Annotated in this window: 9 protein-coding genes; 5 read left to right on the top strand and 4 right to left on the bottom strand. The window is 67.1% G+C overall.

What is annotated here, in order from left to right; translation table 11 throughout:
- Positions 1 to 70: 70 nt before the first annotated feature.
- On the top strand, positions 71 to 517 hold the full coding sequence (locus ACR9ZH_RS13380) for a DUF3574 domain-containing protein (RefSeq protein ID WP_481291247.1): 447 nt from the start codon (positions 71 to 73) through the stop codon (positions 515 to 517).
- Complete coding sequence (locus tag ACR9ZH_RS13375) at positions 517 to 2133, top strand: hypothetical protein (protein ID WP_481291246.1); 1617 nt, start codon at positions 517 to 519, stop codon at positions 2131 to 2133. The genes ACR9ZH_RS13380 and ACR9ZH_RS13375 overlap by 1 nt, the downstream gene beginning before the upstream one ends.
- 72 nt (positions 2134 to 2205) lie before the next feature.
- On the opposite strand, the gene ACR9ZH_RS13370 is transcribed toward ACR9ZH_RS13375, so the two are convergent.
- Entirely contained in the window at positions 2206 to 2334 is a 129-nt protein-coding gene (locus ACR9ZH_RS13370; protein WP_481291245.1) for a hypothetical protein, read from the bottom strand.
- Between the two features lie 63 nt (positions 2335 to 2397).
- Between ACR9ZH_RS13370 and ACR9ZH_RS13365 the strand changes: the two genes are divergently transcribed.
- Together ACR9ZH_RS13365 and ACR9ZH_RS13360 are read left to right on the top strand one after the other, a co-directional pair.
- Entirely contained in the window at positions 2398 to 6549 is a 4152-nt protein-coding gene (locus tag ACR9ZH_RS13365; RefSeq protein ID WP_481291244.1) for a dermonecrotic toxin domain-containing protein, read from the top strand.
- Between the two features lie 76 nt (positions 6550 to 6625).
- Positions 6626 to 7276 (top strand): rhomboid family intramembrane serine protease, encoded by a 651-nt coding sequence (locus ACR9ZH_RS13360; RefSeq protein ID WP_481291243.1) that lies wholly within the window; start codon positions 6626 to 6628, stop codon positions 7274 to 7276.
- A gap of 89 nt (positions 7277 to 7365) precedes the next feature.
- Here the strand turns inward: ACR9ZH_RS13360 and rapA are convergent, their stop codons facing one another.
- The 3 genes from rapA to ACR9ZH_RS13345 all read right to left on the bottom strand — a co-directional run bounded on the left by rapA (position 7366) and on the right by ACR9ZH_RS13345 (position 13286).
- Positions 7366 to 10197, bottom strand: a complete 2832-nt coding sequence (rapA, locus tag ACR9ZH_RS13355; RefSeq protein ID WP_481291242.1) for an RNA polymerase-associated protein RapA — start codon at positions 10195 to 10197, stop codon at positions 7366 to 7368.
- A gap of 70 nt (positions 10198 to 10267) precedes the next feature.
- Entirely contained in the window at positions 10268 to 10948 is a 681-nt protein-coding gene (locus ACR9ZH_RS13350; RefSeq protein ID WP_481291241.1) for a Fe2+-dependent dioxygenase, read from the bottom strand.
- Between the two features lie 19 nt (positions 10949 to 10967).
- On the bottom strand, positions 10968 to 13286 hold the full coding sequence (locus ACR9ZH_RS13345) for a catecholate siderophore receptor Fiu (protein ID WP_481291240.1): 2319 nt from the start codon (positions 13284 to 13286) through the stop codon (positions 10968 to 10970).
- Positions 13287 to 13588: 302 nt separating this feature from the next.
- Between ACR9ZH_RS13345 and ACR9ZH_RS13340 the strand changes: the two genes are divergently transcribed.
- A complete protein-coding gene (locus ACR9ZH_RS13340) occupies positions 13589 to 14698 on the top strand; it encodes a glycosyltransferase family 9 protein (protein ID WP_481291239.1) in 1110 nt (369 codons plus the stop codon).
- The last annotated feature ends 7 nt before the right edge of the window (positions 14699 to 14705 follow it).

Genomic DNA, 14705 nt, shown 5'->3' with positions numbered 1-14705 from the left:
TTTTGTGCCCATCGCGCGCTGCGCTGGTACGCTTCGGACGGATAGCCGTACGGACGTCCGCAGGGGACCCATGAAACTCGCGCCAGTCATCCTTTTCCTGATCGCACTTTCCTGCGCCGGCTGCGCCGCGCAACCTCCGGCAAGCCCGACGGCCACCCTGGCGGGAGATGCGGCGCATCCGGCCGCCACGACCGGGTGGGTGCGTACGGAGCTGTACTTCGGGCTTGGCATGGCGGGCGCGAAGGGCGGGGTGGACGAGGCGGGCTGGCAGGCGTTCCTCGACACGGAGGTGACGCCGCGATTCCCCGATGGACTTACCGTGCTGGACGCGTACGGCCAATGGCAGGGCGCCGGTCAGCCGGCACCCGAGCGGTTACGGTCGAAGCTGGTCGTGCTGCTCCATCCCGACACGCCCGCACGGCGCGCGGCGATCGCCGCGATACGGACGGTATGGAAGGCGCGGACGGGCGACCAGTCGGTGCTCCGCGTGACCCAGCCGGCGGAGGTGTCGTTCTGATGGCGGCCGAAACGGTTCCGCGCCGCCGCTTCGGCGGCGGCGACCTCAACGGTTTCCTCGGGCTGGTCGTGGACAATCTCTCGCTGCTGGCCTTCATGGCGAGCGCGCTGGTCGGTATCTTCGGCATGCCTGCCGATATCGTCTTCCGCCGCATGTTTCCGGGTACGGCGCTGGGCGTCCTGCTGGGCAACCTTGCCTATACATGGATGGCGCGCCGGCTGGCCGCGCGTACCGGGCGCTCCGACGTCACCGCTATGCCCCTCGGTATCGACGCGCCGACCAGCATAGGGATGGCCCTGCTGGTATTGGGCCCGGCGTTCGCCGGATACCGGCATGCCGGCCTGGACGAGGTCGCCGCGGGCGAGGCGACATGGCGCCTGGGAATGGCCTCGCTGGTCGTCATGGGCGTGCTGAAGTTCGTGCTCTCGTTCTTCGGCGCGTGGGTGCAGCGTTCGGTGCCGCGCGCAGGGCTGCTCGGCTCCATCGCGGGAATCGCCTTGGTGCTGATGGGCTTCCTGCCCCTGGTCGAGATCATGCGTGTGCCGGTGGTCGGCTTCGCCGGGCTGGGCATCGTGCTGTACTGCCTGGTGGCGAAACGGCGGCTGCCGTTTGGCCTGCCGGGCGTGCTCGGTGCGTTCCTCGTCGGCGTGCTGCTCTATTACGGACTGGGCCCGATAGGCCTGTTGGGCAGCGGCTACGACGCGCCGGATCACTGGCAGTGGCGCCTGGGCTTCCCCTGGCCCAACCTCGGCTTCGTCGAAGGCCTCTCCGCGACGGTACCGTACCTTCCCCTGATCCTGCCGTTCGGCCTGCTGATGGTCGTCGGCGGCATCAACGTGACCGAAAGCGCGCGCGCGGCCGGCGACGATTACGCCACGCGCGACATCCTCCTCGTGGAAGCCCTCGCGACGCTGGTCGCAGGCATCTGCGGGGGCGTGGCGCAGACCACGCCCTACATCGGGCAGCCGGCGTACAAGGCGATGGGGGCACGCACAGGCTATACGCTGGTGACCGGTCTCGTGATCGGCCTGGGCGGCGTGCTCGGTTACCTGTCCAACCTGGTGGAGCTGCTGCCGGTGGCGGTGCTCGCGCCGATCCTCGTCTTCGTCTCCATCGGCATCACCACGCAGGCGTTCGAGGCCACGCCGCTGCGCTACGCCGGTGCCGTGGTCTTCAGCTTCTTCCCGGCCATCGCAAGGATGCTGGCGATCAAGCTGGGCGATCCGGCCATCGTGGAGCCGGCCCGCTTCGCCACCCTGTATGCGGACATGAGTCACGGCATGCCCGCGATGGCGGTCATCGTGATCCTCGGTAACGGTTTCATCATCACCTCGATGGTCTGGGCCAGCTTCGTCGTGGCGATGATCGACGGCCACGTGCGCAAGGCCGCGGGCATCGTTGCGCTGGGCGCGGTGCTGACAGCGTTCGGGCTGATCCATTCGGTAGAACCCATCGGAGCGGTATACCTGCCATGGCGGCTGGACGCCGCGGCGCAGGCATTGGTCTGGCCTTTCGTCGGCGCGTATGGGGCCCTTTCCGCCGTCTTGTTCCTGCTTTCCCTGAGCCAGAAGGATCACGATCCCCGGGTTAGCACGCAGGAGAACGCTCGCCGCTAACCGACGCTCACCGTGGGTGCGGACCGACCTTCCTTTCGCCTTCGAGCGGCAGTCTCGCGCAGGAGTGGATGCCTACAGTTGCGTCTCTCTACAGCAAGTGAGCGAGACCATGATGAAGCCTCCCGCACGCACGCCGTTGCGCATGATCGGTGCAGTGATGGCCACGGCCAGCACGATGTCTCTCGCCCAGGTGGCGCTCACCGAGGCGCAGCGCTACGAGACCTCCGATGCCGGTATTCCGGCGCATGCCACCGACCACGAGGCATGTCGCCTCAAGCGACCTCGCCGTCTGCCTGGATGGTCGCGCTCGAATTCGCCACGGCCGACGATGCCCAGGCGTTCGACGACATCGCCGCGAAAGCGGATGCGTTGCCGCCGCCCGATGCTCGAAGCGTGGCCAGGGCATTCATCCGCGAGCGCCTGGGCATCGAGGGCGACGATCATTTCGTCGCTCATTTTGCCTCGTCCGGCGATCGTAAGGCGGGCAAACCCGACCGCGTCGTTCCGCTCACCGAGGCGGTCATGGAGGCGTTTCCCGACCATTCGCGGCACACCACGTTCGCGATGATCGCGGACGGCGTCGGCGGGGTAAACGGGGGCGGCAGCGCAAGCCCGAGCGTGGTGCAGCTGGGTCAGCAGATCATGCATGCCGGCAGTGCGAAAGAGGTCTTTTCGAAGCTCGGGAAGTTCCTGTGGGGCCGTACCGGCCCGGGGTACCTCTACAACACGTTTTTCGCCAAGGGAAACGTCATCGAGACGGTGGAAGAAGACTGGCGCTCGCTGGACGATGCGTTCGGCATCTACACCGCGGGCGGCTTCACGCCATCCAACGAAAGTCCATTGCGGCTGTCCCGGCTCGTCGACGAATTCAAGGCGCCGAGTTCGTTTGCCGAACTTCCCTACGTCAAGAAGTTGAACGGCGAACTCGACAGGTACTGGAAGGAAAACGCGGCCGACTGGACCGTGATCGCCCGCTACCGGTTCGTTCTCCAGGCGCGGCTGGCGCATGACGCCGGTCTGCTGAACGATGACCAGTACGAACTGGTGATGCGCGGAGGCGCGCCGCAGGTTCCGCTCGACGGCCCGGTCACGATGGATCAACTGCGAAGCCCGATGCGCGACCGCAGCGTCGCCGTGCATCGTTTCGACATCAATGGCTACACGGCCAGCGACCTCGTGCGCTTCGTCGCCGCCGACGGAAGCGAGGTCATGTACGTCCCGGGCCGCGATCCGGCATTCGTCGCGGCCACCAGCGAGACCGCTCTTCGGCAGTGGGTCCTTACGCAGGCGCGCGATCCGCACGAGCTCGATGCCTTTCTCATGCACTTCTCCATCTATAACGGCCAGGACGGCGTGTTCTGGACCGGCGTGAAGCATGGGTTGGAAAACGTCGCCAACGGTCACTGGAAGGCAGACGGGCGCGCCATCGACCACAAGAATGCCAGCATCGATGGCGACGTCTTCGAGGACATGCGGGAAGTGATTAAGCAGCGCATGCGCCAGGACGCGGGCATGCAGAGCAGCACGGCGTGGGAGGCGTGGCGCACGACGCTGAACCGCACGTGCGCGTTGCTGGCTCCCCTCGGTTTCATCCGCGCGCTGGCCATTCCCATGCAGGTGGGTCTCGCCATCGTCCAGACGGGTACGGGAACCGAACAGGCCATCGATGGAAGAACGCTGGAAGAAAGAAAGAGTGGATGGGAACAAGCCGGATTGACGCTCGTGACGAACACCGCCCTGGCTGGCGCCTTCGGTCAGAAGGGAAAAGGCGGGGCCGCGGAAAAGCCCGTATCGTCGGCGGAACGGCAGCCGCTCCTGAAGCCTCCGCAAAGAGTCAACGGCGGCATCGGCTACCCGCTCGGACCGGTCAGGGCGCCCGGCTTCCCGACAGAGCCGGTCACCCGGCTCTATCGTACGCAGGCAGGCACGCTGGCCCGCTGGCAGTCGGACGACTTGTACACCCAGACCCTGGCAAGGCTTCCGCCGAACTCGAAGGAAGTAGCACCCGGTATCCGGGGCCTCGGCGCGCGCCGCTTCGTCCGGATGAAGGGGCAGAGGTGGGCAAACGTCGTTGCCGACGGCGATGGGTACAGGATCCGCCTGCGGAATCTCAAAGACGGGCCGCGGATCGTCAGGCAAAGAGACGGCCTCTGGGATCTTGCCTTCACCAATGGCAATTACGTCAAGGGCAGCATCCTCGCTCGCGTCGTCGATGAAGCGTACACGTCGCATCCGGACGCGCTGCATCGTGGCGCGGAGGTTCTGGACCAGCTTGGCTCCTCGGAAGCCGGCATCCTCGAGTCCGGGAGGAAAAACGCTGGTCCCCTCGCGGTGCTGTCGACTGGACACGGAGTCCTGGAGACCCTCTCCAGCCGCTTGCGTGATCCCTCGGCCATCTCGTGGACGCCGCGGGAAACGGAACTGCTGGCGCCGTCCATGGCCCGGGCGGTGAAACGGCCCATCGCCCTGTACCAGGAAGATGGAGCCTTCCAGTTCGGCGTGCTGGCCGATGGAAGCGAATTCAGCGCGGCGCAGCTTCCCGGCAACGCCATCCGCCTGCGTCTGCTCAATGGCAGGTACGTCGCCTTGCGCGACCACGCCCGGACCACCGGAAGGTACCAGTCGTCGGTGTTCCACCTGGTGAGGCGCGAGGCTAACCTGGACCCGCGGAATTACGACATGGATCGCGAATTCCGCCGCACGCTGGCCGATGCCATCGATGCCCGGTCGACGAGCTTCGAGCTCGAACTCATCCACAAGCGATGGCTCGACCCGATGCCGCTTTCCGAAGCGGATCGCGCCGTCATCCACGAGCTTTCCCGCCTGCGCCACGCGGTGTTCGCGAAGCATGCCGGCCTGACGCCGGAACAGGTGGCGATGCTCCGGCGTGCGGATGGCGTGCGTCGCGCCGCGTTGTTTCCCGGCGAGGCCGATCCGTATCCGGTCTTCGACGACCTCATGGCGAAGCTCGCTCGTCCGGAAAAGGAGGTGACGGTTGCCGAAGCGGCATACCTGGGCGACCTCCTCGTGAAGCTCGCCAACGAGCACGATGCCTTGCTCCCCCGCGGCCTCGGACACCTGGCCGTCAAGGATCCCGCCGTCCTGGCTCAGGCCGCACGCGAGCGCTCCGACCAGTGGACCATGAACGGCCGCGAGTACGTACGGCTACGACACCTGGACGGCCGTGTGCAGGTGGTCGAGACCGAGCCGTCCCATACCGGCGCTTACCATCAGATCCTTGCTCCGGGCACAGGCGCACGCCGCGGCACCGGGCGTTACCTCGTCGATGTCGATGGCAAGTGGTTCCCCGAGCCGGGCTTGCGCGACGGTCTGGCGCTCCTGCCTCCCGTACGCGATACCGAGGCACTGGTGACGGTCGAGGCCCGGCCGCCAGCGGAGGCCGAGGAAAACTTCACGATCATCGAGCGTATGCTGAATAGCATTCCGCAGCCCCTCCTGCGCCTCGTGGGGACGTCCCTGCCGACCGCGGAAGTGGCGCGCAACGGTGCCGTGGAGTTCTCCATCCGGCATCCGGAGTCGGGGCGTGCCATGCGATTTCCTACCCAGCTCGACGCCGAGGGACGACCGGTCCCGCGCGAACGACCCGCCGCCGCGCTTCCCGACATGTCCGCATCGGCGGCGGATCAGCACCTGGTGTTGCCTGCGCCCGACCGCAGCGCGCGTCCGGCAGTGGCCGCCGATCCGGCGAAATACATCGGCATGCTTCACGCCGAAGAGCCCATCAGCGCCTTCATCGAGGCAGGGTACGGCGACCGGCACATCAGGACGCTGGTGGAAACCCGGCGGCTTCGCGGGATGCTGCGGGAAGATATGAACATCGCCGTCGTAGGCGCCACGCCTGAGCATGTCTTCACTGTGGTCATGCCGGTGAACCCCGAGACCTTCGGGTTCGTAGCCTCCAGCGGGAAGGGTGAAAGCCTCGTGGATGCGCCGCCCGATGGTACGGTCATCGTCGACCAGCTGTTCGGTGTCAGGGCCACCGTGGCGGATTACCCCTCCCGTGTCCGTGCCGTGGCCGCCCGATGGGATGCCGAGGGCGTCAAGATGAGGCGCATCGAGCGGGATGGAACGGAACGCCAGGAATCGCCCGTCGCCTTCATCGACCGGCAGCTGGTTGCGCCGGTACGGCCCAATCTGTGGAACCCCGAGAACGATCCCATATCCGAAGTCCGCTACGCCAGGTACATGCGTCGCCGCTACGAGATGAACGGGCCGGTTCGGCATGCGGGGCTCGACTGGCTCGAGACACGCACGGCGCGGCGAGACTACATGAGTTATTTCGCCCCTCCTTACGACATCATGCCGACCTGGAGCGCGCCACCCCCGACGGACCTGCCCGCAACGACGATGCATAACCTCGTCCAGACGGCGATCGAGGTTGGCGCCTTGCCCTGAGAGCGAGCTGCGGCGGCAGGTTGATTTGGACGGCCTTAGCAGCCACCCTCTGGCATTGCCTCCAGATATCAGACCCATGCCGACGAACCTGCCGCCGGTCACCCGGAACCTGCTGATCGCGAACATCCTCGTATTCGCGTTGCAGTACCTCCTGCGCGACCAGGACACGCTGGCGCTGACGCGCTGGTTCGCCTTGTGGCCGTATGGGCACGACATCGCCGTCGACCTCGGCGGCGGCGACGTCGCCGGGATCGGTTTCCGCATCTGGCAGGTGGTCACCTACGGCTTCATGCACGGCAATCTCATGCACATTCTGCTGAACATGTACGCGCTGTACATGTTCGGCGGATTGATCGAGCGCGTGATGGGCACGAAGCGTTTCGTGACCTACTACTTCACCTGCCTCGTGGCGGCGGCGGTCGCGCAGCTCGCGGTGGTGTACCTGTTCGAACCGGAGCGCATGTACCCTACCGTCGGCGCCTCCGGCGCGGTGTTCGGCCTGCTGGGCGCGTTCGCGATGCTGTTTCCGCGCGAGAAGCTGATGCTGATCCCGATTCCCATCGGCATTCCCGCGTGGCTCTTCGTTACGCTGTACGGCGCCGCCGAGTTGATCTTCGGCGTCACCGGCACGCTTTCGGGCATCGCGCACTTCGCCCACCTCGGCGGACTCGTGGCCGGCCTGTGTCTCCTCTGGGCCTGGGGCGTCAGGCCACCCCGCCGCCTGTAGGAGCGCGCCTGGCGCGCGACATATTTTGAGGCCATGCCCCGGAGCTGGCGCGCAAACTCCGGGGCAGCTACGAAAACATGTCGGCGCTCCTACCGCAGCGCCAGAAAGTCCGGGCTGACCACGAAGCGCACCGCGTCCAGCCGTACGCGGGCTTCGGGAATGGCAGCCAGCAGGGCGTCCCGCTCGGCGGCGATGGCGTCCACCTCCTCGTCGGTGATCGAAGGATTCACCGCGTGCAGGGCGATCAGGCGGGCATGCTCGGTGTCCAGTTCGCGACGTGCGGCATCCAGCGCATCGGCCTTGAGCAGGTCGGCACGTGCGGCCGCGAGCTCCTGCGCGCGCTCCAGCATCGGCGGCACCAGCTTGGACAGGAACTTGCGATAGCGCGGCACTTCGATATTGCGGTCGGCCGCGCGGCGCAGGGCGACGTCACTCGGACGGAACTGCGGGCGCTCGCTCAGCTTCGTGTCCACCGTGAGCATCAGCGGCGTGGCCGGCAGGAAGCGGCCTGCGTCGAGCGTGCGGTCGGCGACGATCTCCAGCACGAACACCGCCTGCAGCAGCGCCGTGCGCACGGGCAGGGTATCGTCCACGAGGAAGGCGGCGTTGCCGTCCTCGCCGGAGACGAGCAGGTCGACCGCGGCGGAAACCATCGGATGATCGAGGCGGAGCAGGGGCAGGTCTTCGCGGGCCAGCGCGATCTCGCGCGAGAAGGTCACCGAGAGCGGGCCGTCGGCGAAGCCGGGCAGGCCATCCGTGGAAAGATATTGCGGATCGAGCAGCACGATGCCGCGCGCGAGTTCTTCCGCATGCACGCCGTAGGTTTCGAACAGGCGCTGCACGAAGAGGTCGCGCAGGGGATCTTCGTCTTCCGCCGCGAAGCTGCCGGCAAGGTCGCCGGCGTGCGGATCGCGGCTGGCCGCGAGTTCGAGCAGGTGGTCGCGGCCCGCATGGATGAGTGCGGACAGCTCTTCGTGCGCGCCGCGCGTCTCCGCGATGAGCGCATCCAGCTCCTGGTCGCGCTCGTCGTCCTCGCGCGCATGTTCGTCGGCGAGGTTGGAAAGCAGGCTGCCGAAGCGGCGCAGCAGTTCGCGGCCGTCGGCGGGGCTGGTGCGGAACGCGTCCAGGCCTTCGTCGTACCAACGCGCCAGCACGTGCTGCGCGCTTTGTTCCAGCACCGGCACGTGGATGACGATGTCCTGCTTCTGGCCGATGCGGTCGAGGCGGCCGATGCGCTGCTCCAGCAGGTCCGGATCCAGCGGCAGGTCCCACATCACCAGGCGATGGGCGAACTGGAAGTTGCGGCCTTCCGAGCCGATCTCCGAGCACAGCAGCAGGCGCGCGCCGTCGGGCTGGGCGAAGAAGGCGGCATTGCGGTCGCGCTGGACGATGCCGAGCCCTTCGTGGAAACGCGCCACGCCCACGCCGCTCTTCGTGCGCAGCGCGTCCTCGATCGCCATTACCTTGGCCTGGCTGCGGCAGAGCAGGAGGAACTTGTCGTCCGGATGCGCGTCCAGCAGGCCGATCAGCGCGGCAAGGCGCGGATCGTTCGTGTAGTCGAATTCGAGCGGTGCAGGTGGCTGCTGGATGTCCGAGCGGAATTCGGCAAGCAGCGCCTCGCGCCGGCCCGCATCGAGCACTTCCGGATCGATGATGAGGATGTCGGGCAAGCGCTTCGGAAAGCCCCCGATCCCCGCGCGGCGGTTGCGGAACATCGCCCGGCCGGTGCCGTGGCGGTCGATGAGCGCGGCAAGCAGCTCGGCGCTGGCGTCTTCGCGCGCCAGCAGGGCGGCGAGTTCGCGGTCGCCCCTGAAGCGCTCGCCCAGCGCCGCCCGCTGCGCGGCGTCGAGCGGCTTGCCCGCGGCGAGCGTGCTGGCGATGTCGGACAGCTCGGTATAACCGGCAGACTCCCCCAGGTATGCCTCGAGGTCCGCATAGCGCTGCGGATCGAGCAGGCGCAGCCGGGCGAAGTGGCCGGCGCGGCCAAGCTGTTCGGGGGTGGCGGTGAGCAGGATCACGCCGGGTGTGGCCGAGGCCAGTTCTTCCACGAGGCGGTAGCGCGGGCTGGCGCCCTCGGGCGTCCATTCGAGATGGTGCGCCTCGTCCACCACGATCAGGTCCCAGCCTGCCTCGACGACCTGGCCGGCGCGCTTCGGCGATGACTCGAGGAACGCGAAGTCGGCGATGACCAGCTGCTCGTCCTCGAACGGATTGCGCCCGTCGTTGGCCTGCTCGATGGCTTCGCAGCGCTCCTCGTCGAAGATCGCGAAGGAAAGGTTGAAGCGCCGCAGCAGTTCAACGAACCACTGGTAGACGAGCGTCTCGGGCAGCAGCACGAGCACGCGGCCGGCGCGGCCCGTGGCCAGCTGCCGCGCCAGGATCATGCCTGCCTCGATGGTCTTGCCCAGGCCCACTTCGTCGGCGAGCAGCACGCGCGGCGGACGGCGCGCCGCGGCGATGCCGGCCACGCGCAGCTGGTGGGGAACGAGGCCGATGCGCGCGGATTCGAGGCCCCAGGCCGCCGCACGGCGCGCGTCGGCACGACGACGCAGGGCCTCGAAGCGCAGGTCGAAGCGGTCGTTGGGATCGGTGCGGCCGCCGATCAGGCGATCGTCGGCCTGGGACAGTGCCTGCTCGTCGTCGAGCTGGCCTTCCTCGAGCTCGCGGCCCTCGCCGCGGTAGACGAACAGGCCCTCGCGCTCCTCGATGCGCTCGACGAGAAAGGCGATGCCTTTGCCGGAAACGCGCTGGCCGGCGCGGAATTCGGCGCGGATGAGTGGCGCGCTGTCGGCGGCATAGGGGCGGAGGACGCCGGATTTGGCGAACAGCACCTGCACGCTGCGTCCTTCCACGCGAAGAATGGTGCCGAGACCGAGCTCGGGCTCGGCAGTGGAGATCCAGCGTTGACCGGGTTGGAACATGCTTTGGGGAGCCGGGGACATCAGGGCTGCCGATTATCCGCTCCTGGGGTGGCTCCTGCCTACCTCGTCCTCAGGTTTCCGCCCAGCGCCGCAGGAGGTTGTGGTAAACCCCCGTCAGTTGCAGGATCGACGCCTGGTCGGCACCGCTAGCCGAGAGGCTGCGGATGGCCGTGTCCATTTCCAGCAGCAGGCGCCGCGCGCCGTCGTCGCGGATCATGCTCTGCACCCAGAAGAACGAGGCGACGCGCACGCCGCGGGTGACGGCGGTGACGCGGTGCAGACTGGACGAGGGGTACACGATCGCATCGCCGGCTGGCAGCTTCACTTCGTGCTCGCCGTAGGTGTCGCTGACGATGAGTTCGCCGCCGTCGTATTCCTCGGGTTCGCTGAGGAAGAGGGTGCAGGAAACGTCGCTGCGGATGTGCGTGTCGGCGTCGCCACCGGCCATCACCGCGCCGTCGATGTGGAAGCCGTATTCGCCGCCGCCCTCGTAGCGGTTGAAGCGTGGCGATAGCGTACGCAAGGGCAACACGGCCGAATGGTAGAGCGGGTGGCGCGCCAGCGCCGCGACGATGATCGAGCCGAGTTCCCGGCGCAGGGCGGAGGTCTCGGGCAGCTGCAGGTTTCGCTTCACCTGTGCGCCGAGTGGACCGACTGTCTGCCGACCGTCGGTCCACTCGGCGCCATCCATGGCCATGCGCATTCCGGCGACCTGTTGCTTGCTGAGGGCTTCCGGGATGTGCATCAGCATGGCGGCATTCTTCCTGCGATCAGAAGCGGACGTTGGCGGTCAGCATCGCCGAGCGGGGTGTGCCCGGAGTGTAGCGGTATCCGCTCTTGTTGATCGCCGCGACGTACCGTTTGTCGAACAGGTTGTACACGTTGAGCTGGATGTCGACATGCCGGTTGAGCGGGTAACTGGCCATCGCGTCGAACACCCAATAGGCCTTCGTATAGGCCGGCGTACCTACCGCGCCGTCGGTTCCGCGTTGCAGTTCGCCGGAATAGCGCGCGCCCCCGCCGATCGTGAGGTCGAACGGCAGGTGGTAGGTGGTCCAGGCGGTGAACGCGCGCTTCGGCGTGTAGGCGAGATCGTCCGAACCGCTTGCCGTGACGCCGGCGCCTCTCTCGACGGTGGCGTCCATGGTGGTGAAGCCCGCACTCACCGCCCAGTCGTCGGTGAGCTTGCCCAACGCGGAGATCTCCACGCCCTGCACGCGCTTCTTGCCGATCTGGTAGTAGAGGAGGTCGGTCGGGTCCTGCACCAGTTCGTTGGTGACCGTGGTGCGGTAGAGCGCCGCGGTGAGGAGCAGCTTCTCGCCGAGGAGGTCCCATTTCGTGCCGACTTCGGCAGTGCGCGCCTTCTGCGCGTCGAAGTTGGGGTTGTCCGCGCTGTTCGCCGACGAGGACAGCGTCAGGGTGTTGCCGCCGGGCGGCTCCTGCGACTGCGCGAAGTTGGCGTAGATGCTGCCGTTGGCGGCTGGCTTGTACAGCACGCCGAGCTTGTAGTTGACCAGGTTGTCGCTCTTCGTCGCATCGACGCCGGGAACGATGCTCCCGGTGGGCAGGGGGCCGCAGACCGGCGCGCCGCGTCCGCCGCACACCACGGTGCTGCTGAAATCCGTCTTGTAATGGTCGAGGCGCACTCCTGCGTTCACCTGCCAGTGCTCGCCAAACTTCACAGTGTCGAAGAAATAGGCCGCCGCCGTGTTGGTCTTGCCCTGGCTGGTTGCACCGGTTTCGCCATAACGCAGGCCGCCCACGTTCGAGTAGGGGCGATAGAGGTTTGCGGCGGGCCAAGTGCTGCCGCCGAGGGCGCCCATGCCGATCGTACGCGCACGTTCCTGGGTCAGCTCGATGCCGGTGCTGATGTCCTGCGTTACGGGACCGCTGCCGAAAGAGGCGGTGAGGTTGGTCTGGTTGGTGGCGATGCGATTGGACTGGTGCTTGAAGGTGGGATTGCTGCGCGCGATGGTCCAGGTGGACGGATCGGCCGGGTCCGGCGTCAGCAGGTTCGCTGCGGAGCCCATGAACGAGGTGAGCAGGTAATCCTGTGCGGTACGCCCGAACCGCGTCGTGTTGTGCAATGCCAGCGCGTCGTTGAAGTCGTGCTCGACGATCACCGTGAACATGTCCTGGGTGACATGGTCGTGGTCCTGCGTCGTGCCGTAGAAGTTGTCCGGATCGACCTTGGGTGCACGGGTGAGGAACGTGCGCCCGTCCGGGCTGCTGTAACCGGGCAGGCCGATGGTCGGCACGCCGCCATCGGGCACGTTGTTCTGCTTGATGTGCAGGTAGTCGAGGTAGACGCGGGTGGGTGTGCCCAGGCCGAAGGCCAGGGAAGGGGCGATGCCCCAGCGATTGGTCTCCACCTGGTCGCGGCCGTACACGCCGCTTTCCTGGCCCATGACGTTGAGGCGGAAGGCCGCGTCGTTACCCATCGACTGGTTCCAGTCGGCCGTGGCGCGGCGGCGCTGGCCGCTGCCCACCTGCACGGAACCGGAAACGCCATTGCCGAGCACGGGCTGCTTGCTCACGAGGTTCACCGCGCCGGTGGGCGCGGTGCGGCCGTATTCCGTGCCGTCGGGGCCCTTGGTGACTTCCACCTGTTCGATGTTGAACACGTCGCGCGAGACGGTGCCGAGGTCGCGCACGCCATCGACGAAGATGCTGCCCGACGTGTCGAAGCCGCGCATGTAGATCGAATCGCCGGTATTGGTCGAGCCGTTCTCGCCGACGAAGAACGTACCCACGCCCGGGCTGTTGCGCAGTGCCTCGGTGAGCGTGGTCGCGCCCTGCTGCTGGATCAGTTCCTTGCCGATGACCTGGATGGTCTGCGTGGTGTCGAGCAGGGACTGGGTGAATTTCGGCGAAGAGACCTTGTCCACGCGGTAATCGCTGGAGCGGTCCGCCTCGACCTTCATGCCGGGCAGCGCCTGCGCGTCGTTGACCCGCGCCTGCTGCGGCGGCGCGGCGACGTCGACCGGCACGTCGGTGGCGGCGGCGCCGTGGGCGAGGGTGAGCAGGACGGCGGCGCCTACCGTGCGCGCAGCGGGAGCGGCATGTTTGCGGCTCTTGATGAAGGCCATGGTTTCAATTCCTTGTGTGATCTGGACGAATGAAGGAACGGCCTTCGTTCGCGCATGCGCCATCCTTCGCGCGTCACCTCGGCGGTGGCGCGAGCGGGAAAAACTCCTGTTGTCCCTGGCATGAGGCCTGCGCGGGTACGGGACCCGTCTGGATCGCTATCGTAAATTTAATGAGAACGATTTGCAATCGTATCCACCGTAAGGACACGCTAAGCGGCCCGTAGGTTTACCGTCATCTTGCGGACAGCAAGACATAAGCTTGCAATGGCATCGTTGGCGGCACGTCCAAGAGCGTTCCATCCATGCCTCCCGTATCGCTTTCCACGGCTTCCTCCGTCGTTAACTCCCGCGAACCCCTGCATGGAAACGCCGCCACCTGGCGCAGGCGCGCCGCCGCATGGCTACTCCGCCATCTGCTGGCACCGCAGAAGAACCTGGTCGGCGCAGGCGCACTGCCGGCGTCCGGCATTCAGCGCATCCTCGTCTGCCGTCCCAACCACCGGCTCGGTAACACGTTGCTGCTGACACCGCTGCTGGTGGAAATCGAGCGGCGCTTTCCCGGCGCGGAAGTGGATCTGCTGTCGGCGGGACCGGCGGCAGCTTCGGTCTTCCGCGGGTTCGGCATCGTTGGCGACTGCGTCACGCTGGACCGCCGTGCGGCGCGGCGGCCATGGGCCACCTTCGTCGCCCTGCATACGCTCCGCTCGCGCCGGTACGATCTCGTGATCGATGCCGCCTCGGCTTCGTCCTCGGGCCGTTTCGCAAGCGCGATGGTGAAGGCGCGCTTCCAGCTTCGCGTGGACTCGCGGCCGGAGGGCGAAGCAGTCATGCATCTCGCGGCGCGACCGGTGCGTGCATTGCGCTGGGCGCTCGGTGTCGAGGACGACGCGGCCGTTCCGCCCCTGGACCTGCGCCTGAGCGATGCCGAACGCCGCAGCGGACGCGAGGCGCTGTCGCGCGTCCTCGGCGAGAGCGGGGAGGATGCGCCGCCGGTGCTGGCGATCTTTCCGAATGCCACCGGCTCCAAGCGCCTCGCGCCGGAGTGGTGGTCCGAGTTCACCCGGGAACTCGTCGCGCGGCATGGCGAGAGGCGTATCGTGGAGATCGTTTCCGTCGACGGTCTTTCGCGGCTTGGCGGCGCATACCCCACGTACTACACGAGCGACCCGCGCAAGCTCGCGGCGTTCGTCGACGCAGCCGGCACCTACGTCAGCGCGGACTGCGGGGTGATGCACCTGGCCGCGGCGACATCCGCGACGACGGTAGGCCTCTTCGGCCGGACCGACCCCGCGCGTTACGCTCCCTATGGCAGGAACAACGCGGCCATTGCCTGCGGGGATGGCGATCCGCGGCGCGCCGCGGCGCTGGTCGCGGCACACCTGGAGCGGATCGAAAAGCTCGCGCCGGCCTGAGGATGCC

This window comes from Luteibacter sp. SVR4-7G, from assembly GCF_056755555.1.
The sequence above is the reverse complement of the archived record's forward strand: the minus strand, read 5'-3'. Positions and strand labels throughout refer to the sequence as shown.